At 70.1% G+C, this 19,754-nt stretch carries 18 protein-coding genes; 13 read left to right on the top strand and 5 right to left on the bottom strand.

Translation table 11 applies throughout. From position 1 onward, the window contains the following. Positions 1 to 155 precede the first annotated feature (155 nt). Both ACT53R_RS01495 and ACT53R_RS01490 read left to right on the top strand, forming a co-directional pair. Entirely contained in the window at positions 156 to 644 is a 489-nt protein-coding gene (locus tag ACT53R_RS01495; protein WP_476170061.1) for a hypothetical protein, read from the top strand. Between the two features lie 3 nt (positions 645 to 647). Further along, a complete protein-coding gene (locus ACT53R_RS01490) occupies positions 648 to 1,961 on the top strand; it encodes a di-heme oxidoredictase family protein (RefSeq protein ID WP_476170060.1) in 1,314 nt (437 codons plus the stop codon). A gap of 99 nt (positions 1,962 to 2,060) precedes the next feature. On the opposite strand, the gene ACT53R_RS01485 is transcribed toward ACT53R_RS01490, so the two are convergent. Beyond that, on the bottom strand, positions 2,061 to 3,557 hold the full coding sequence (locus ACT53R_RS01485; RefSeq protein ID WP_476170059.1) for an aminotransferase class III-fold pyridoxal phosphate-dependent enzyme: 1,497 nt from the start codon (positions 3,555 to 3,557) through the stop codon (positions 2,061 to 2,063). Positions 3,558 to 3,678: 121 nt separating this feature from the next. On the opposite strand from ACT53R_RS01485, the gene ACT53R_RS01480 reads away from it, so the two are divergent. From ACT53R_RS01480 to ACT53R_RS01465, 4 genes are read left to right on the top strand one after another with little or no spacing between them, the layout of a single operon-like run. Then, positions 3,679 to 4,110, top strand: coding sequence for an Lrp/AsnC family transcriptional regulator (locus ACT53R_RS01480; protein WP_476170058.1), 432 nt, complete (start codon positions 3,679 to 3,681; stop codon positions 4,108 to 4,110). A gap of 7 nt (positions 4,111 to 4,117) precedes the next feature. After that, positions 4,118 to 5,149, top strand: coding sequence for an isopenicillin N synthase family dioxygenase (locus tag ACT53R_RS01475; RefSeq protein ID WP_476170057.1), 1,032 nt, complete (start codon positions 4,118 to 4,120; stop codon positions 5,147 to 5,149). 41 nt (positions 5,150 to 5,190) lie between these two features. Further along, positions 5,191 to 6,264, top strand: a complete 1,074-nt coding sequence (queA, locus tag ACT53R_RS01470) for a tRNA preQ1(34) S-adenosylmethionine ribosyltransferase-isomerase QueA (protein ID WP_476170056.1) — start codon at positions 5,191 to 5,193, stop codon at positions 6,262 to 6,264. Continuing rightward, on the top strand, positions 6,254 to 6,862 hold the full coding sequence (locus tag ACT53R_RS01465; protein WP_476170055.1) for a flavin reductase family protein: 609 nt from the start codon (positions 6,254 to 6,256) through the stop codon (positions 6,860 to 6,862). The genes queA and ACT53R_RS01465 overlap by 11 nt, the downstream gene beginning before the upstream one ends. Before the next feature lie 24 nt (positions 6,863 to 6,886). Here ACT53R_RS01465 and ACT53R_RS01460 read toward each other — a convergent pair whose 3' ends face one another. Next, on the bottom strand, positions 6,887 to 7,915 hold the full coding sequence (locus tag ACT53R_RS01460; RefSeq protein ID WP_476170054.1) for a lysozyme inhibitor LprI family protein: 1,029 nt from the start codon (positions 7,913 to 7,915) through the stop codon (positions 6,887 to 6,889). Positions 7,916 to 7,958: 43 nt separating this feature from the next. Here ACT53R_RS01460 and tgt point away from each other — a divergent pair, with 43 nt between their 5' ends. The 4 genes from tgt to secF all read left to right on the top strand — a co-directional run bounded on the left by tgt (position 7,959) and on the right by secF (position 12,509). Then, complete coding sequence (gene tgt / locus ACT53R_RS01455; RefSeq protein ID WP_476170053.1) at positions 7,959 to 9,086, top strand: tRNA guanosine(34) transglycosylase Tgt; 1,128 nt, start codon at positions 7,959 to 7,961, stop codon at positions 9,084 to 9,086. Between the two features lie 128 nt (positions 9,087 to 9,214). Beyond that, a complete protein-coding gene (yajC, locus tag ACT53R_RS01450; protein WP_476170052.1) occupies positions 9,215 to 9,556 on the top strand; it encodes a preprotein translocase subunit YajC in 342 nt (113 codons plus the stop codon). Positions 9,557 to 9,625: 69 nt separating this feature from the next. Beyond that, a complete protein-coding gene (secD, locus tag ACT53R_RS01445) occupies positions 9,626 to 11,524 on the top strand; it encodes a protein translocase subunit SecD (RefSeq protein ID WP_476170051.1) in 1,899 nt (632 codons plus the stop codon). A 13-nt stretch (positions 11,525 to 11,537) separates the two neighbouring features. Continuing rightward, a complete protein-coding gene (secF, locus tag ACT53R_RS01440; protein WP_476170050.1) occupies positions 11,538 to 12,509 on the top strand; it encodes a protein translocase subunit SecF in 972 nt (323 codons plus the stop codon). A gap of 184 nt (positions 12,510 to 12,693) precedes the next feature. Here secF and ACT53R_RS01435 read toward each other — a convergent pair whose 3' ends face one another. Further along, a complete protein-coding gene (locus ACT53R_RS01435; RefSeq protein WP_476170049.1) occupies positions 12,694 to 13,521 on the bottom strand; it encodes an inositol monophosphatase family protein in 828 nt (275 codons plus the stop codon). Between the two features lie 107 nt (positions 13,522 to 13,628). Between ACT53R_RS01435 and ACT53R_RS01430 the strand changes: the two genes are divergently transcribed. The 3 genes from ACT53R_RS01430 to ACT53R_RS01420 are packed head-to-tail and all read left to right on the top strand — an operon-like array spanning position 13,629 to position 17,632. After that, on the top strand, positions 13,629 to 14,525 hold the full coding sequence (locus tag ACT53R_RS01430) for an RNA methyltransferase (protein ID WP_476170048.1): 897 nt from the start codon (positions 13,629 to 13,631) through the stop codon (positions 14,523 to 14,525). A 54-nt stretch (positions 14,526 to 14,579) separates the two neighbouring features. After that, the gene (locus ACT53R_RS01425) at positions 14,580 to 15,512 is read left to right on the top strand and encodes a phosphate/phosphite/phosphonate ABC transporter substrate-binding protein (protein WP_476170047.1); all 933 of its coding nucleotides are present in this window, start codon (positions 14,580 to 14,582) and stop codon (positions 15,510 to 15,512) included. Further along, complete coding sequence (locus ACT53R_RS01420) at positions 15,509 to 17,632, top strand: putative bifunctional diguanylate cyclase/phosphodiesterase (RefSeq protein ID WP_476170046.1); 2,124 nt, start codon at positions 15,509 to 15,511, stop codon at positions 17,630 to 17,632. The genes ACT53R_RS01425 and ACT53R_RS01420 overlap by 4 nt, the downstream gene beginning before the upstream one ends. Before the next feature lie 22 nt (positions 17,633 to 17,654). Here the strand turns inward: ACT53R_RS01420 and ACT53R_RS01415 are convergent, their stop codons facing one another. After that, positions 17,655 to 18,323: an exopolysaccharide biosynthesis protein gene (locus ACT53R_RS01415; protein ID WP_476170045.1), complete on the bottom strand. Its 669-nt coding sequence runs from the start codon at positions 18,321 to 18,323 to the stop codon at positions 17,655 to 17,657. Next, positions 18,316 to 19,620, bottom strand: coding sequence for a hemolysin family protein (locus ACT53R_RS01410; RefSeq protein ID WP_476170044.1), 1,305 nt, complete (start codon positions 19,618 to 19,620; stop codon positions 18,316 to 18,318). Before ACT53R_RS01410 ends, ACT53R_RS01415 begins: the two co-directional genes overlap by 8 nt. Positions 19,621 to 19,754: the final 134 nt, after the last annotated feature.

Here is a 19,754-nt window from a genome sequence, read left to right as displayed (position 1 = left end):
CGCGGCGTAACGTGCGGTGCGGTCGTCGTCGGCGATCTCCGCGATTTCTCCACGATTCCTGCACAAGGCCTCCACGGCCGCTGCAGGATGCACACCTAGCCTGTGCTGGCCGGAATCGCCGGCGTGCCAGGCCAGGTGCCCCCATGTCGCGTCGCATGTCCCGTCGTTCTCTTGCCTTCGCGCTGCTGGCGCCGGCGCTGCTGCTGGGCCTCGCCGCCGTCGCGCAGTCGCGTGGCGACGGTCCGCCCGATCGCATGGCCGATCACATGGACAATCGCCCGCCGCCGCGCGGCGAGGCCGGCGGTCGTCCGCCCGGCCCGCCGATCGACGAGCTCCGCCGCACGCTGTCGCTGGACGATCGCCAAGCGCAGGCGGTGACGAAGATCCTCGAAGCGCATCGTGCGCAGGTCGAGCAACTGCATGCCCGCACCCGCGCCGAACACGACGCGCTCGCCAGCGCGACCGACGCGCAGTTGCGCAAGGTGCTCGACGCCCGCCAGTTCGAGGCGTTCCAGACGTGGAAGCAGACCCACCGGCCGCCGCCGCCGTTCGGAGGTCCCGGTGAGCAGGGCGGGCCGCGCGGTCAGGGCGAGCGTCGTCCGCCGATGGGCCCGCCGCCGACCGGTCCGCAAGGGGAGGGCTGAGCCATGCGCGCCCCGTCCCTGCGTCGACGCTTCGCCTCCGGCGCCTCGCGGCGCGCCTGCCTCGTCGCCACCGGCCTGCTCGCCGCCGCCGTCGCGGTGACGCTGCCGACGTGGTCGGCGCCGCTGCGCACGCAGCGCGAAAGCCGCGGCGTCGTGGTGATGAAGCTGCCCGCGGTGCGCCATGCCGCGGTACGCGCCGGCCAGCCGCTGCCGGTGCCGACCACCGCGTTCGGCGAACCGCTGCCGGGTCTGACCGCGGCGCAGCGCAACGATTTCTCGGTCGGCCTCGGCCGCTTCCTCAACGCGGAATCGCCGCAGAGCGGGCTCGGCCCGATCTTCAACAACAACTCGTGCATTTCCTGCCACGGCCAGCCGGCGCCGGGCGGCGGTTCGCCGGTGCGCGTCACCCGTTTCGGCCAGCTCACCGGGACGACCTTCGATCCGCTCGAAGCGCTCGGCGGTTCGCTGCAGCAGGTGCGCGCGATCGACCCGCAGGCGCTGGAGGTCGTGCCCGCGCAGGCCAACGTCGTCGCCCAGCGGCTGTCGACGCCGCTGTTCGGGCTGGGGTTGATCGAGGCGATCCCCGACGAGACGATCCTCGCCAATGCCGAACGCCAGAAGGCGCTCGGCCTCAACGGTGTGCCGTCGCTGGTGAACGATGTCGCGACCGGCCGCGTGCGCGTCGGCCGTTTCGGCTGGAAGGCGCAGCAGGCCACGGTGCTGGCGTTTTCGGCGGATGCCTTCGTCAACGAGATGGGCATCACCAACCGCTTGTTCCCGACCGAGAACGCACCCAACGGCAACGCCGCGCTGCTGGCGCGGTTCGACCGCATCGCCGATCCCGAGGACCGGCCCGATCCGGTCAGCGGCAAGGCCGACATCGACGTCGTCGCCGAGTTCATGCGCTACCTTGCCGCGCCGCCGTCGGTGCAGTTCACGCCGACCGCATTGCAGGGCCGGCAGACGTTCGAGCAGATCGGCTGCGGCGGCTGCCACATGGCGCAGATGACCACCGGCCCCAGCGACATCGCCGCGCTGAACTTCAAGGCGCTGTACCTCTACTCCGACCTGCTGCTGCACGACATGGGCAGCCTCGGCGACGGCATCGTGCAGGGCACCGCCGGCCCGCACGACATGCGCACGGCGCCGCTGTGGGGCCTGCGCGCCCGGGCGCCGTACCTGCACGACGGCCGCGCCGGTTCGGTCGATCGCGCGATCCAGTTGCACGACGGCGAAGCGTTGCCCGCGCGCAACGCCTACCAGGCGCTGACCGCGACGCAGCGGCAGCCATTGCTGGAGTTCCTCGGGTCGATCTGAGTCAGGTGCATCGGTCTCGCGGAAACGACGACGCCCCGGAACCGGGGCGTCGTCGGTGTGTGCTCGCGATGTCGGCGGCCATCGCGGCCGCGGCGTACGTCAGGCCGCGGCGGCCTGCTGCACGCGCGGGCCTTCCAGCAGCGCGCGCTTGACCATGCCGATCAGCAGGTCCAGTTCATCGGACTGCATCGCGAAGTGCGGGGTGAAGCGCAGCGAGTTCTCGCCGCCGTGGATCACGCCGATGCCGTGCTCGCGCAGCCATTCCTCGGTCGAGCCCGTGCCGTAGCCCTTGAACGCCGGCGACAGTTCGCACGAGAACAGCAGGCCGGTGCCCTGCACCTTGGTGATCAGGCCCGGCAGCTCGGCCTTCAGCGCTTCGAGCTTGGCGACGGCCTCGCGGCCGCGCTCGCGGATGTTGGCGCGCAGTTCCGGCGTGAACAGGCCCAGCACCGCGGTGGCGACGTCCAGCGCGCGCGGGTTGGTGGTCATGGTGTTGCCGTAGGTGCCCTTGCGGTACAGCTCGGCGGCGCGCGCGTTCGCGGCCAGCACCGACAGCGGGTACTGCGCGGCGTTGAGCGCCTTGGAATAGGTTTCGAGATCCGGCGTCTCGATGCCTTCGAAGCCGGGGTAGTCGACGATCGACAGCACGCCGTTGGCGCGCAGGCCGGCCTGGATGGAGTCGATCAGCAGCAGCGCGCCGTGCGCCTGGGTCAGCTCGCGGGCCACGTCGTAGAACGCGCGCGGCACCGAGCGGCCGGGATCGCCTTCGCCCATCACCGGTTCCAGGAACATCGCCTCGATGAACCAGCCGTTGGCGTCGGCCTCGGCGAACACCTTGCGCAGCGCGTCGGCGTCGTAGGGCTCGACCGTGATCACGCTGTCCTCGCCGCGGAAGCTGGCGAGATGCTGCATGTAGGACTTGCGGCTGGAATCGGAATAGAGCGCCGGGCGCTCGGTGCGGCCGTGGAAGCTGCCCTTCACGACGACGCGCTTGATGGTGCGGCCGGCGTGCTTCGCGCCCGGATCGGTCATCAGCTTGGCGTTGACGTCGATGATGCGGCAGGCCAGTGACACCGACTCCGAGCCCGAGTTCAGGCACAGGAAGCGCTCGTACGGGCAGTGGCCGAGGGTGTGGCCGATCTCGCGGCGGATCGCGCGGTCGAAGCGCAGCTGCGCGAGGTTGGGGGTCATGATGTTGGCCATCGCCTGCGGGCGGGCCATGGCCTCGATGACGGGCTTCGGCGCATGGCCGAAGCCGAGCATGCCGTAGCCGCCGGAGTCGTGCAGCACCGCGCCCTTGAGGGTGACGATCCACGGGCCGCGCGCGGCGAGGGCGACGTACGGGTTCACGGTGTCGTTGGAGTAGAAGTTCACGAACCCGGCCTGCACGGCGAGGATCTGCGCGTTCTCGTCCAGGTCCAGCAGGTCGGCGAATTCGTCGGCGATGCGCGCGGATTCGGCGCCGGCGGCCGCGATGGCCTCGGCCAGGTCGGGGTGGCCGGCCGCGAACGCCAGCACGGTCGCATCGTCCAGACCGTGGGTGCGACGGGCACCGGCACGGGCGCGGAGCGGGGCGAGGGTGTCGAGAAGGGACATGGCAGGTCTCCGGCCGAAAGGGTCGAACCATCCATTATCGGGATATTCCGGTCGATTGGCAGTTGTGATCTGTACGTTTTTCGCCGATATTTCGTCGAATCGACGAAAAAGGGGCGCGCGCATGAAGCTCACCGAGACCGACCAGCAGCTGTTGTCGCTGCTGCGCGAGAACGCCCGGGCCTCCACCGCCCAGATCGCCCGACGCCTCGGGCTGTCGCGGACGACGGTGCAGAGCCGCATCGAGCGGCTGGAGCGCGAGGGCGTGATCAGCGGCTACACCGTCCGCGTCAGCGACGAATACGAGCGCGGCCAAGTGCGGGCGCACATCATGATCGCGGTGCAGCCCAAGCAGATGACGGTGGTGGTCGCGGCGCTGCGGGCGATGCCCGAACTGCGCTCGCTGCATTCGGTGAGCGGCGCCTACGACCTGATCGCGATCGGCGCGGTGCCCGACGTCGGCGCCTGGGACGTGCTGACCGACCGCATCGGCGCGATCGAGGGCGTGGAGCGCACCACCTCGTCGATCGTGCTGTCGACCAAGTTCGAGCGCTGAGGTCGCCATGGCCGACGCCGCGAACGCGGAGACGCTGCCCGTCGTCGACATCGCGCCGATGCGCGCCGCGCCGGGCGACGCCGACCCGGCGGCGCGGGCGCGGGTGGCCGCGCAGATCGCCGACGCCTGCCGTGCGCACGGTTTCTTCTACATCGCCGGGCACGGCATCGACGACGGATTGCAGGCGGCCCTGCGCGAAACGGCGCAGGCGTTCTTCGCGCTGCCGGAGGACGAGAAGCGACGGATCGACATGCCGCGCGGCGGCCGGGCGTGGCGCGGGTTCTTCCCGGTCGGCGGCGAACTGACCAGCGGCTGGCCGGATCGCAAGGAAGGCCTGTACCTCGGCACCGAGTTGCCGCCGGACGACCCGCGCGTCGCCGCCGGCTGGCCGCTGCACGGCGCCAATCTCTGGCCCGAACGTCCGGCCGCGCTGCGCGAGGCGGTGACGGCATACATGACGGCCGCCGTCGACGCCGGGCAGGCGGTGCTCGCCGGCATCGCGCTGAGCCTGGGGCTGGAGGCGGACTGGTTCCTGCGCCATTACACCGCCGATCCGACGGTGCTGTTCCGGCTGTTCCACTACCCGCCGCAGCCGGCCGACGCCGACGACTGGGGCGTCGGCGAGCACACCGATTACGGCCTGCTGACGCTGCTGCTGCAGGACGACGTGCCGGGGCTGCAGGTGCGCACGCCGCGCGGCTGGATCGACGCACCGCCGCTGCCGGGCACGCTGGTGTGCAACCTCGGCGACATGCTCGACCGGCTCACCGGCGGCACGTATCGCTCGACGCCGCACCGGGTGCGCAACGCCAGCGGCCGCGAGCGGTATTCCTTCCCGCTGTTCCTCGACCCGGCCTTCTCCGCGCGGGTGACGCCGCTGCCCGGCCACGCGCGCATCGATCTGGCGCAGGTCGCCGCCGACCGCGCCGACCGCTGGGACGGCGCCAGCGTGCTCGCGCCGTTCGACGGCACCTACGGCGATTACCTGCTGGGCAAGGTCGGCCGGGTCTTTCCCGACCTGCACGCGCGGGTGGTCTGAGCGGCGCGGCTTACAATGCGCGCCCCTGGACGCCGACGCCCATGAAGAAGTCCGACTTCCATTTCGACCTGCCGCCCGAGCTGATCGCGCAGGCGCCGCTGGCCGAGCGCTCTGCCAGCCGCCTGCTGGTGGTGCCGCCGGCGCCCGCGGCCTTCGACGACCGCGGCGTGCGCGACCTGCCCGATCTGCTGCAGCCCGGCGACCTGCTGGTCTTCAACGACACCCGGGTGATCCCGGCGCGGCTGTTCGGCCAGAAGGCCAGCGGTGGCCGGGTCGAGATCCTGATCGAACGCCTGCTGCCGGACAACGAGGCGCGGGCGCAGGTCGGCGCCAGCAAATCGCCCAAGCCCGGCGGGCGCATCGCGCTCGACGCCGGCGGCGAGGCCGAAGTGCTGGGCCGCGACGGCGAGTTCTACCACCTGCGCTTCCATCTCGGCGAAGGCCTGGAATCGTGGCTGCTGCACGCCGGCCGGCTGCCGCTGCCGCCGTACATCAAGCGCGAACCGGGCGTCGACGACCGCGAGCGCTACCAGACCGTGTTCGCGAAGGAAGTCGGTGCGGTCGCCGCGCCCACCGCCGGCCTGCATTTCGATGTGGCGCTGCTGGGCGCGCTGCGCGCGCGCGGCGTCGAGTTCGGCCACGTCACCTTGCATGTCGGTGCCGGCACGTTCCAGCCGATGCGCGCCGACGACGTGCGCGACCACCGCATGCACGGCGAATGGCTGAACGTCGGCGCCGAACTGGTCGCGCAAATCCGTCGCACGCGCGAGCGCGGCGGCCGCGTCGTCGCGGTCGGGACCACGGTGGTGCGCGCGCTGGAAAGCGCGATGCGCACGCACGACGACGGCAGCCGCGAGTTGCACCCGTTCGCCGGCGAGACGCGCATCTTCATCTTCCCCGGCTACCGCATCCGCAGCGTCGACGCGATGGTCACCAACTTCCATCTGCCGGAAAGCACGCTGCTGATGCTGGTGTCGGCGTTCGCCGGCCGCGAGCGCATCCTCGCGGCGTACCGGCACGCGGTCGAGCAGCGCTACCGTTTCTTCAGCTACGGCGACGCGATGCTGCTGTGGCCACAGCCCGACACCGCTGCGGAGGCCCCGCATGCGCCTTGATTTCACCGCGCTCGACGCTGCCGAGGCGTATCGCTGGATGACCGCGACGGTGACGCCGCGGCCGATCGCCTGGGTGTCGACGCGCTCCGCCGATGGCGTCGACAACCTCGCGCCCTTCAGCTTCTTCCAGGTGGTCTGCGATGCGCCGCCGACCCTGCTGCTGAGCCTCGGCCCGCGTGCCGACGGCAGCGAGAAGGACACGCTGCGCAACCTGCGCGAGCGCGGCGAACTGGTGATCCAGCTGGTGTCCGCGGCGCAGGCGGCGACGATGAACGCGACCTCGGCGTCGTTCCCGCACGGCGTCAGCGAATTCGAGCGCTGCGGCGTGGCGTCGCGGCCGTCGGAGCGCGTGGCGCCGCCGCGGGTCGTCGGCGCGCCGGTGGCGTTCGAATGCCGGCTGGCGTCGATCCAGCCGTATCCCGCCGAAACGCCCAGCCATCACCTCGTGTTCGCCGAGATCCTGCTGGCGCACGTCGACGACGCGGTGCTGGCCGACGCGCGCCACGTCGATCCGCTGAAACTCGACCTGGTCGGCCGCCTCGGCGGCACCGGTTATGCGACCACGCGCGACCTGATCCACCTGCGGCGCCCGGGCTGAGCCGGGCGCGCGCCGGCCGGTGCGTCACTCCTCGCCGACGATCTCGACCAACGCCTTCGTCCGCGCCTCGCTCAGCCACGCCAGCCACACTTCCTTGGGCGTCGCCGGGTAGCGCACCGCCGCGAATGCCACCCAGGCATCGCGGTAGCGCAGCCAACTGCGCTGGGTGGTGCGGATGCCGTCGGGCGTGACCGTGCCGTAGGCGAAGTCGTCGCTCTTCTTCGCCGCCTCCAGCGCCGCCAGGATCTTGCGATAGACCGAATTGAGGGCCTTGTCGTCGCGGGCGAAGTCGCCCGGGACCTTGGCCGGACGCTCGCGGCGTTCGAAGCGTTCGACGTCCGCCAGCAGCGCCACGTCCAGCGTTTCGTAGGCATCGGTCGCCATCGCGCCGCGCGCGGTGCCGCTCATGTCGGTCTCTTCGCGGGCGACATTGTCGAAGTAGTCCTTGGCCACCTTGCGCAGGGCCGCGAGCGCCGCGCGCTGCGGTGGTGTCCACGACGCCTGCAACGCCGTCCAGCGCCGTTCGCGGGCGGACTGCGCGGAGTCGGCATCGCGGCGGGCGCAGACGCCCATCATCATGCCGCTGGTGATGTCGTCGCAGAGGTCGATGGGGTCGCGGGTCTTGCCGCTGGCGATGTCGTCGATGTGGCCCAGGCGGCCTTCCACCTCGGCCGGGGCGCCGCCGTACTCGCAGGCGAAGCGTTTGGCGAGCGGGAAGTTCCGCTTCACGCCGTGGCCGTTGGCATACACCATCATCAGCACGCCGCTGCCGCCGAAGTTGTTCGCCTGTTCCTCGATGGCTTTGCCGGTGCCGCGTTCGCGGTAGGCGCACTGCCGGGCGGCGACGGGATCGGCCTTCAGGCCCTTGCCGTCCTCGCCGTAGTACAGCGCCTGGGTGTCGCAATCGGTGGGCGCGTTGCCGATGTCCTGCTTCGGCACGGCCACGTCGGCCCATGTCCGGCACTTGGCCTCGTAGGGCCAGGGCTCGTCGGCGCGGGCGAGGCCGGGCAGGGCGGCGGCGAGCAGCAGGGTGGCGACGAGGGCAGGGCGCATGGGCAATCCGGAGCGGGCCGACGGGGTCTGTCATCATAGTCGGATGTCCAGACTGTCCTTCGAACTCCTCGGCACCGACGGCGTCGCCCGTCGCGGTCGCCTGACCTTCCCGCGCGGCACCGTCGAAACCCCGGCCTTCATGCCGGTCGGTACCTACGGCTCGGTCAAGGGCGTGCTGCCCGACCAGATCCGCGGCCTCGGCGCCCAGATCATCCTCGGCAACACCTTCCACCTCTACCTGCGGCCCGGGCTTGACGTGATCGCCGACCACGGCGGCCTGCACGGCTTCGCCCGCTGGAACGGCCCGATCCTCACCGACTCCGGCGGTTTCCAGGTCTTCTCGCTGGCGCACAAGCGCAAGATCACCGAGGCCGGCGTCACCTTCGCCGCGCCGACCGACGGCAGCAAGGTCTTCCTCGGCCCCGAGGAGAGCATGCGGATCCAGAAGGTGCTGGATTCGGACATCGTGATGATCTTCGACGAATGCACCCCGTACCCGGCGACGGAGGACGTGGCCCGCAAGTCGATGGAGCTGTCGCTGCGCTGGGCCGAGCGCTCGAAGCGGGCCCACGAGGGCAACGACGCAGCGCTGTTCGGCATCGTCCAGGGCGGCGTGCACCACGGCCTGCGCACCCGCTCGGCCGATGGCCTGAAGCAGATCGGCTTCGACGGCTATGCGGTCGGTGGCCTCGCCGTGGGCGAGCCCGAGGCCGAGCGCAACCATATGCTCGAACACACCTGCCCGCAGCTGCCGGCCGACCGGCCGCGCTACCTGATGGGCGTGGGCCGGCCGGAGGACCTTGTGGAATCGGTCGCCCGCGGCATCGACATGTTCGACTGCGTGATGCCCACCCGCAACGCGCGCAACGGCCACTACTTCACCAGTTTCGGCACGGTCCGCATCCGCAACGCGAAGTACGAGCGAGACCTGCGGCCGATCGAGGAAGGCTGCGGCTGCCCGGCCTGCGTCGGCGGCTTCACCCGGTCGTACCTGCGCCACCTCGACCGCTGCAACGAGATGCTGGCGCCGATGCTGGGCACCCTGCACAACCTCTGGTACTACCAGAAGCTGATGGCCGACATCCGTGCGGCGATCGAGGCCGGCCGGTTCGCCGACTTCCGGGCCGCGTTCCATGCCGCCCGGGCCGGCGGCGGGGCCGCCGCCACCTGAACTTTCGGCCGGCGGGGCGGTCACGGAAGGGCCCCGGGACGGTCCCGGGCGGGGGCGGGAAACGGTTGAAAGCCGGCGGCCCGGCCCGCATGGCATAATCCCCAGCTGTTTTGCGCCACGGACCCGAAATGAATCCGTTCGACCTCCTGATTTCCCCGGCCTACGCTCAGGCCGCCGCCGCTCCGGGCGCCGCGCCCGGCCTCGGCACCATGCTCCTGCCGATCCTGGTGATCGGCGCGATGCTGTTCTTCATGACCCGCCAGCAGTCCAAGCGCACCAAGGAGCACAAGGCCATGCTCGACAAGCTGGCGAAGGGCGACGAGGTCATCACCACTGGCGGCATCGCCGGGGTGGTCCGCGACATCGGCGACAATTTCGTGAGCGTGGAAGTGGCCGACAACGTGCGCGTCCGCGTGCAGAAGGGCGCGATCGGCCACGTGCTGCCGAAAGGCACGCTCAAGTCGCAGTAATGAGTTCCGTCTGATCTCCCGATCCCAACCAGAATGCGGCCGGTCGGACGACCGGACGCGGTGGCCGTCATGCTCGAATATTCCCGCTGGAAATACGTCGCCATCCTGCTCGTGGTGCTGATCAGCGCGCTGTACGCGCTGCCCAACATCTACCCGCAGGATCCTTCCGTGCAGGTCACCGCCAACCACGGCGCGCAGATCGACGACGCGCTGAAGCAGCGCATCGCCGGCGTGCTGGCGAAAGCCGGGATCAAGCCGAAGACGATCGAGAAGCAGGGCGACAACCTGCTGGTGCGCACCGCGAACCCGGACACGCAGAGCAAGGCGTCCGACGCGCTCCGCGCCGAACTGGGCAACAACTACGTCGTGGCCATGAACCTGGCCTCGAACACGCCGCACTGGCTGTCGGCGATCGGTGCGCGGCCGATGCCGCTGGGCCTCGACCTCCAGGGCGGCGTCCACTTCCTGATGGAAGTCGACAAGAAGTCGGCCATCGACAAGCGCTTCGAGGTCTACCTGACCGACATCCGCGGCGCGCTGCGCGACAAGGGCGTGGACTATTCCGGCGTCGATCGCACCGCGCCGCAGACCATCACGATCACCCTGAACAAGGGCGCCGACGTCGCGGCCGCGCAGGGCGTGGTGCAGAAGACGCTGTCCGCCGCGGTGGTCGACGCCGGCGCGCTGATCGCCGGCAACGCCTTCACCTACGAGACCTCGGGCGACGTGATCAAGGTCGGCGTCTCCGACGACATGGTCCGGCAGATGACGCTCAACGCGATCGAGCAGAACCTCGGCACGTTGCGCAACCGCATCAACTCGCTGGGCGTGGCCGAGCCGGTGATCCAGCGCCAGGGCGCCGATCGCGTCGTGGTGCAGCTGCCGGGCGTGCAGGACACCGCCGAGGCCAAGCGCATCCTCGGCGCCACTGCCACCCTCGAATACCGTGCGGTCTACGACGGCAACCCGTACGACGCCCGCGACACCGGCAACGTGCCGCCGGGCGCGCGGCTGTACGACACCCGCCGCATCGGCGCCGACGGCAAGCCGATCCCGGTGCTGCTGAGCAAGCGCATCATCGTGTCCGGCGACGACATGGTCGACGCCCGCACCTCGGCCGACCGCAACGGCCTGCCCGCGGTGTCGGTCACGCTGAACACCGCCGGTGGCCAGCGCATGCTGCAGTTCACCACCGAGAACGTGGGCAAGCCCATGGCGGTGGTGTACATCGAGCGCGTGCCCAAGGTGCGCATGGTCGACGGCAAGCCCGAGAAGTACTTCGACGTGCGCGAGGACGTGATCTCGCAGGCGACCATCCAGGGCGTGTTCGGCAAGCAGTTCGAGACCACCGGCCTGCAGCAGAAGGAAGCCGAGGACCTGTCGAAGCTGCTGAAGGCCGGCGCGCTTGCCGCGCCGATGGACTTCGTCGAGGAACGCACCGTCGGCCCGAGCCTGGGCAAGCAGAACATCGAGCGCGGCCTCACCGCGGTGGTGTCGTCGTTCCTGTTCGCGCTGGCGTTCTTCCTCGTCTACTACCGGATGTTCGGCCTGATCACCAGCCTCGCGCTGCTGCTCAACCTGCTGATGGTGTTCGCGCTGATGTCGGTGTTCGGCGCGACGATGAGCCTGCCCGGCCTCGCCGGCATCGCGCTCACCGTCGGCATGTCGGTGGACGCCAACGTGCTGATCAACGAACGCATCCGCGAGGAGTTGCGACTCGGATTGCCACCATTGAAGGCGATCTCCGAGGGCTACGACCGCGCGTCGGGCACCATCCTCGACGCCAACATCACCGCCTTCCTGGCCGGCCTGGCGATGTTCGCCTTCGGCACCGGCCCGCTGAAGGGCTTCGGTGTCACCACCATGCTCGGCATCGCGACCTCGGCCTACACCGCGGTGTCGGTGTCGCGCGGCATCGCCACGCTGATCTACGGCCGCCGCCGCAAGCTGCAGTCCATCGCGATCTGAGGGAACCGACTCCATGAAACCCTTCAACGTGTTCCCCTACGACAGCAACATCGACTTCATGCGTCTGCGCATGATGTCGCTGGCCGTGGCCGCCCTGATCATGTTCGTCGCCATCGGCGCGATGTTCGCCAAGGGCTTCAACTTCGCGCTGGACTTCACCGGCGGCGTCGGCGTCGAGCTGGCCTACGAGAAGCCGGTCGATGTCGACGGCGTGCGTGACCAGCTGGAAAAGGCCGGCATCCGCGGCGCCCAGGTGCAGACCTTCGGCACCGGCAAGGAACTGCTGATCCGCCTGCGCGACGAAACCCCCAAGGCCGCCGCCGGCAACGCCGATGCCGCGACCGAGAGCGTGGCCGAGAAGGTCCGCGCCGCGGCTTCGCTGCCCGGCAACGTCGCCAAGAAGCTCAACAGCGCCGAGATCAGCCCCCAGGTCGGCCGCGAACTGGCCGAGAACGGCCTCTACGCCCTGCTGTTCGTGGTCCTCGGCTTCCTGGTCTACATCACGCTGCGCTTCGAGTGGAAGTTCGCGGTCGCGGCGATCCTCACCACGCTCCACGACGTGGTGGTGGTGACCGGCTGGTTCGCGATCACCGGCCACGAGTTCGACCTGACCGTCCTCGCCGGCATCCTGTCGGTGATGGGCTACTCGATCAACGACACCATCGTGGTGTTCGACCGTGTCCGCGAGAATTTCCGCGGCATGCGCGCCGAGCCCAACGAAGTGCTGAACCGCTCGGTCAACCAGACCCTGTCGCGTACGGTCATCACTTCGTTCGTCGCGTTCCTGACGGTGCTGGCGCTGTACCTCTACGGCGGCGGTTCGCTGCGCGGCATGGCCGAATCGCAGATGCTCGGCATCGTCATCGGCACGCTGTCGTCGATCTTCGTCGCCTGCCCGCTGCTGACGATGGGCTTGCTGAAGGTCACCAAGCAGGACCTGATGCCGAAGGCCCGCGACGAGGCCGCGCTGGCACGTCGCCCCTGACCGGCCGGGCGGCACGCAGTTGCCCACGAAAAAGGCCGCGCATTGCGCGGCCTTTTTCGTGTCCGGTAGAGCGGCCTTCAGGCCGCTGCCTTTTCGAGAGGGGCAGTTGTTGATTCCTGCGCCATGTTGCGTCGAGAGAACAACAGCGGCCTGAAGGCCGCTCTACCCAAGGCGGGGCGTTGCCTCAGTCGAACGTCTTCGCGTAGCCGGTGTTGACGATCGTCTGCTGCAGCGGCTCGATCAGGCGCACGTTCGCGGCGGCCACCTGGCGCGTGCCGAGGTCCACGTGCATCGGGCCCAGCGCGGCGCCGCGGAAGTCGCAGACGCGACCGCCGGCCTCACGCACGAGCAGGACGCCCGCCGCCATGTCCCACACCTTCAGGCCGGCCTCGAAATAGCCGTCGTAGCGGCCCGCGGCCACGTAGGCGAGGTCCAGCGCCGCCGAGCCCGCGCGGCGGATGTCCTCGGCGTGGACCAGCAGCGACTTGATGCAGTCCAGCTGCGCGTCGACGCGCTTGCGCTCGCGCGGGGCGAAGCCGGTGGCGAGCATCGCGCCGCTCAGTTCCTTGCGTTCGCTGACGCGGATGCGGCGGCCGTTGAGCTGGGCGCCGCTGCCGCGGCTGGCAGTGAACAGTTCGTTGCGCAGGGGGTCGAAGATCACCCCGTGCAGCGGTTCCGCGCCCTCGCACAGCGCGATCGAGACGCACCAGTGCGGGAACCCGTGCAGGTAGTTGCTGGTGCCGTCGAGCGGATCGATGACCCAGGTGTAGCGGCTGGGGCCGCGATTGCCCTTCTGGTGCCCGCCTTCCTCGCCGAGGACCGCATAGTCCGGGTGCGCGCGGCGCAGTTCCTTCACGATCTCGACTTCCGCCATGCGGTCGACTTCGCTGGCGAAGTCCATCCGGTCCTTCTCGATCACGTCGATGGCATCGAGGCGGGACAGGTTGCGGAGGAGGACGTTGCCGCCGGCGCGCGCCGCCTTGACCATGACATTGACTGCGGGCTGATGCATGCGGACGACTCCGGACGCGTCCTCGCGGACGCGGAAATGGACAGGCGGGGGGCGGGGACAAAGAGCGTGGCGGTGCGTGACCGCGTGGAAAGTTTAACATTGGCGGCATGTCGTCCGCCTCCGCCGTTCCGCCTCCGGCCGCATCGTCCGTCGATGCCCCGCCGGGGCTCCCGTCCGATTTCCCGCCCGGATTTCCCGCCGATCGCCTGCGCATCGTGCTCGTCGGCACCCAGCACCCGGGCAACATCGGCTCGGCCGCACGCGCGATCCGCACCATGGGCCTCGCCCGGCTGGTGCTGGTGGCGCCGGAGCGTTTCCCGCATCCCGAGGCCGTGGCCCTGGCGGCCGGCGCCGTCGGCGTGCTGGAGTCTGCGCTCGTCACCGACACGCTGGCCGAGGCCGTTGCCGACTGCCGGCTGGTACTCGGCTGCACCGCCCGCAGCCGGCGGATCGCGCTGGAGGAACTGCATCCCCGGCAGGCCGCCGCCCGCGCGCTGGGCGTGGCCGCGGCCGGCGGCGAGGTCGCGCTGGTCTTCGGCCGGGAGCGGACCGGGCTGGAGAACGAGGAGCTGCAACTGTGCCACTCGGCCGTGCACATCCCGTCCGATCCGGACTACGGTTCGCTGAACCTGGCGGCCGCGGTGCAGGTCTTGGCATACGAATTGCGTAATGCTTGGCTCGAGCAGGCGATGCCGGGCCGCTGGACGGCCCCGGCGCAGCCGTCGGCGTCCGCGGACGCCCCCCCGCCCCCGCCGGGCCGGGAGCCGCCCGCGACCCATGCCGAGCTGGAAGGCTTCTTCTCGCAATTGGCGGACACACTGGATGCGATCGATTTCCACAAGGGCCGCACGCCTGCGGCTGCGATGCGCAAGTTCCGTCGCCTGTTCCTGCGGGCGGCGCTGGATGCGCGCGATGTCCGCCTGCTGCGCGGCCTGCTGGCCGACGCGAAGCGGATGGCCGACATCGCCGAAGGCCGCATTCCGCCGCCACGGCGGGGCGACTGACATGCGACGACGGTCGCCCCGTGCCGACCGCCCGGCGACCCGGAACGCCTGACCATGCCCGCCGTCCTCGTCCGCTTCGCGCTGCTGCTGGGCCTCCTGCTGGGGCTGGCAGGTGCCGTGCCATGCGCGGCAGCCGCTGACGGCCAGCGTCACATTCTGGTCCTCGGTCGCATCAGCGACGACCCCAAGCTCCACTACGAACAGCTCAAGCCGCTGCTGGACTACGTGGTCCCGCGGATGGCCGACGTGGGCATCCGCGAGGGCCGGGTGCTGATGGCCCGGGACGCGCAGCAGATGGCCAGCTACCTCCGTCGCGGGCAGGTGGACTGGGTCACCGAGACCGCCGGCACCGCCATGCTGCTGGAACAGCGCGGCGGAGCGCAGCCCCTGCTGGTGACCGAACGCGACGGCGTCAGCCGCTACCGCACGGTGTTCTTCGTCCGCCGCGACAGCGGCCTGAACAAACTGGAGGACCTGCGCGGCCGCAGTGTGGCGTTCCAGAACAACGCCTCGACCAGTGCCTATTTCATCCCCGCGATCGAACTGCTCCGCCGGAAGATGGCGTTGAGCCTGCTGCTGTCGCCGATGGACAAGCCCTCCGGGGACAGCGTCGGCTACGTCTTCGCCCGGTCCGAGCTGAACATCAGTGCCTGGGTGCACAAGCGCCTGGTCGACGCCGGCACGATGAGCGAACTGGACTGGCAGAATCCCGCGCGGGTGCCGCCGTCGTTCCGCCCCGACCTGATGGTCATCCACACCTCCGAGCCGGTGCCGCGCGCGCTGGAAATGGTCCGCGGCGACCTCGACCCGAAGGTACAGGCGCGGCTGCGCGAAGTGCTGATCCAGGCCGCGCGGGATCCCGCTGCGGCGCAGGCGATGCAGTATTTCTTCCACACGACCCGGTTCCTGCCGCTGGGCGATGACGACCACGCGGTGCTCGGCCGTTTGCGCCAGGGCGTGTCCGAAGTCCGGGCGGTCGTCGAATGAAGGCCTTCGACGGCCTGCAGGCCAAGTTCATGGTGGTCACCGGCCTGGCGCTGGCGGTGATGCTCGCGGTCATCGCGCTGATCTGGCAGCGGCAGGCCGCGACCCGCGACGAAGTGCTGCGGCTGAGCAGCGACGCCACCCGCGTGCTGGTCTACGACCGGTTGCGCGAACGCGGCGAATCGCAGGTCGCGCAGACCGCGGATCTGCTGGTCAATCCGGTCTACTACTTCGACCTCGACGCCATCGGCGCGACCACGCGCAGCATCCTGCGCCAGCCCGACGTGGCCTACGTGCTGGTGTACGACGCGAAGGGCGACATCCTCCACGACGGTTCCGGCGACATCCCGACGTTCGGCCAGCGCATGGCCGACCCGCTGGCGGCGCGGATCGTCGCCGCCGACGGCCTGCGCGTGATCGGCACCCGCGAGGTGATGGACGTCTCGGCGCCGATCCGCATCGGCGACCAGCGCCTCGGCGGCCTGCGCGTGGGTTATTCGCTGGGCAAGCTGCGCACCGAGCAGGCGCATGTCGACGCGCAGATCACCGAGCGCCTGCGCGCGCTCGGCCAGCGCCACCTTGCGTGGATCGGCCTGCTGCTGTTGCTGCTGGTGTCGCTGGCGGTGTTCGTGACGATCGTGCTGCAGCGCGCGCTGATCCGACCGATCCGGCAGCTGTCGCACGCCGCGCGCGAGATCGAATCCGGCAACTTCTCGACCTCGCTGCCGGCCAGCAACCGGCGCGACGAGGTCGGCACGCTGGTGCGCGCGTTCTCGCGCATGGCCGAGAGCATCGATCGCCACGACCGCGACATGCGGCGCATGGCGTACACCGACTCGCTGACCGGACTGGCGAACCGGCTGGCGTTCCGCGAGACGCTCGACCATCGCCTGATGCAGTTGCGTGGCGTCGGCCGCCAGCTCGCGCTGCTGTTCGCGGACATCGACGACTTCAAGCGGGTGAACGACACGCTGGGCCACGACGTCGGCGACGAAGTGCTGATCCAGTTCGCGAACCGCATCCGCGAGGCGGTCGAACGCATCGGCGGCGCCAACGGCGAGCTGGCGCGCTTCGGCGGCGACGAGTTCGTGATCCTGCTGCAGGGCAACGGCCCGCACGACGACGTGCGCGCCAGCGCCGCGCACCTGGCCGAGACGCTGGTGACGGAGCTGAGCCGGCCGATCGTGGTGCAGGACCGCCAGGTGTTCCTCGGCACGTCGATCGGCGTGACCCTGTTCCCGGACGATGCCTCCGGCGCGACGATGCTGATGAAGAACGGCGACATCGCGATGTACCAGGCGAAGGTCGCCGGCAAGAACGGCTACCGCTTCTACAGCCGCGCGATGGACCAGGCCGTCACCCGCCGGGTGCGGATCGAGCAGGACCTGCGCGGCGCGTGGGAACGCGGCGAACTGACGCTGGCCTACCAGCCGATCTACCGCGTCGCCGACAAGACCCTGCTCGGTGCCGAGGCGCTGCTGCGCTGGCAGCACCCGGTGCACGGCCAGGTGTCGCCGTCGGTGTTCATCGACGTCGCCGAGCAGAGCGGCCTGATCGAGACCATCGGGCCCGCGGTGTTCCGTGCCGCCTGCCGTGATGCCGCCCGCTGGCGTCGCGACGACGGCAACGACCTGTTCGTGTCGGTGAATGTCTCCGCGCGCCAGTTGCGCAGCGGCGATTTCCGCGAGCAGGTCATGAGCGCGCTGGAAGACACCGGCCTGCCGCCGCACCTGCTGCACATCGAACTGACCGAGACCGCGGTGCTCGGCGACGAGGATCAGGCGCGCCAGATCCTCACCGCGCTCCGCGAGGTCGGCGTGAAGGTGTGGCTGGACGATTTCGGCACCGGCTTCTCCGGGCTGAGCCACTTGCGCCGCGTGCCGGTCGACGGCGTGAAGATCGATCGCAGCTTCATCGCCGACGTGCTGCGCGATCCGGACGACCTGGCGCTGACCACCGCGATCATCGCGATGGCGCATTCGCTGGGGATGATCGTGGTCGCCGAGGGCGTGGAGAAGGAAGGGCAGTGCGACCTGCTGCGCAGCCGCGGCTGCGACTTCGCCCAGGGCTACTGGCTGGGCCACCCGATGAACATGCGCGATTTCGCGACGCTGGTGGCCTGACGCAGCCGGGTCGAAGCCGCCCTCAGTGCAGGCTGGCGATCCACGCCCACAGCATCGCGACGAGGTTCCCCGACACCGCGCCGAACACCCAGATCGCGACCGTGCCCGCCGCCCAGACGATGAGCATCAGCACGCCGTCGCGTTCCAGCAGGGACAGCGCGTAGAGCAGCAGCAGCCCGGCGAACAGGTAGTTGGTGAACGGGATCGGCAGTGCCAGCAGGATCCCCAGCAGCACCAGTTGCATGCCCGACAGCACCGTCGCCACCGGGTGGTCGACCAGCGCGAACAACCGCGGCCGGATGAGTTTTTCCAGCGAGCGCAGCAGCCGGTCGGTGCGGCGGTCGAAGCGGATCAGCGTGCTGCGTTGCGGCCCGCGGCGGGCGATGAAGCCCGGCAGCCACGGCTTGCGCTGCAACAGCAACAGGTGCAGCCCGACCAGGACCACCAGCGGGCCGCTGAGGCCGCCGGCGAGGCCCGGGATCGGGATCAGCGCAGGCAGCGTGGCGAGCAACAGGAGCACGCCGAAGGTGCTGCGTCCCAGGCCGCGGACCAGAGCGTGCAATTCGAGGCGTTCGTCCGGGTCGCCGGCGCACAGCGCATCGATGACCGCCCGCATGCCCTGCGGGCCGTCGTCCTGCATCGCGGTGTCGCCCCCTGCGCCCGCCGGTTCCGGCGCGGGTGCGTCAGCCATCCTCGTCCGCGTCCCTGCGGTCCACCCGCGACAGCAGCAGCTTGTCGATGCGCGGGCCGTCCAGGTCCACCACCTCGATCCGCCAGCCGGCCCATTCGAAGGCCTCGGCGGTGTTCGGGATGCGGCCGAAGTGCGCGATCACCATGCCGGCGGCGGTGTGGTAGTCGTGTTCTTCCGTGTGCGGCAGCGCGTGGCCGATCAGCTCGCGCAGTTCGTCCACCGGCAGCGAGCCGTCGACCAGCAGCGAACCGTCGTCGCGGGTCAGCACCAGCGCTTCGGCGTCCGGCGTTTCGCCCGACTGCAGGCGGCCGATCACCGCGCCCATCAGGTCGTTCACGGTCACCATGCCGGTGACCTCGCCGTATTCGTCGACCACCAGCGCCAGCGACTGCTGCTCCTCGCGGAAGATCTCCAGCAGCTTCAGGGCGTGGGTCGACTCGGACACGAACAGCGCCGGGCGCAGCGTGCCGAACAGGTCGCGCGTGCGTGACTCGAACGCGTCCATCAGCGACTTCACTTCCAGCACGCCGAGCACGTCGGCGTCGCTGCCGCGGTACACCGGATAGCGCGAATACGGTGTCTCGCGCATCTCGGCGAAGTTCTCCTCGAACGAGGCGTTCGCGTCCAGCCAGACGATGCGGGTGCGCGGGGTCATCATGCTTTCGACCGTGCGGTCGCCCAGGCGCATGACCCGCTGCATCATGTTGCGTTCGTCGTCGTCGATCAGGCCCTGCTCGTGGCTTTCGCTCACCAGCAGCTGGATCTCTTCCTCGGTGATCGCGTTGTCGTCGGCGTCGCCCAGCCGCAGCAGGCGCATGATCCAGCGGGTGCAGGTCGACAGCGCCAGCACGAAGGGCTTGGCCAGCGACGCGAAGAACTGCATCGGGTAGGCCACGACCACCGCGATCTTCTCCGGGCGCAGGGTGCCGATGCGCTTGGGCACCAGTTCGCCGAGCAGGCCGACCACGAACAGCGTGACCAGGAAGCCGAAGACCAGGCCGATGAGGTGGGCGTAGGGCGCCAGCTCCGGCACGCGCGACAGCGGCACGGCGATGCTCTCGCCGATCGATTCGCCGCCCAGCAGGCCGATGACCATGCCCAGTGCGGTGATCCACAGCTGGACGGCGGACAGGAATTTCTCGGGCTCGTTCGCCAGTTCCAGCGCCTTGCGGGCACCGGCGCTGTGGGTCGCCATCTGCTTGAGGCGGCTCTTGCGGGAGGTGAGGACCGCCATCTCCGACAGGGCGAAGAAGGCGTTGAACAGCACCAATGCCACCACGATCAGGAACTTAGTCATGGCGGGTGCCTCCGGCCGGGATGCGGTGGCCGTCGGGCGACTGGGCCCCGGGGGCATGGCGCGTGGGGCGGCAGGCCGGGGCGGCGAGGGGAGGCATCGGGGAAGGCGGGGGTGTCGGGGGAGCGGCCGATGAT

The organism is Lysobacter sp. DMC104 (genome assembly GCF_056313665.1).
This window is presented reverse-complemented; position numbering and strand designations above follow the sequence as displayed.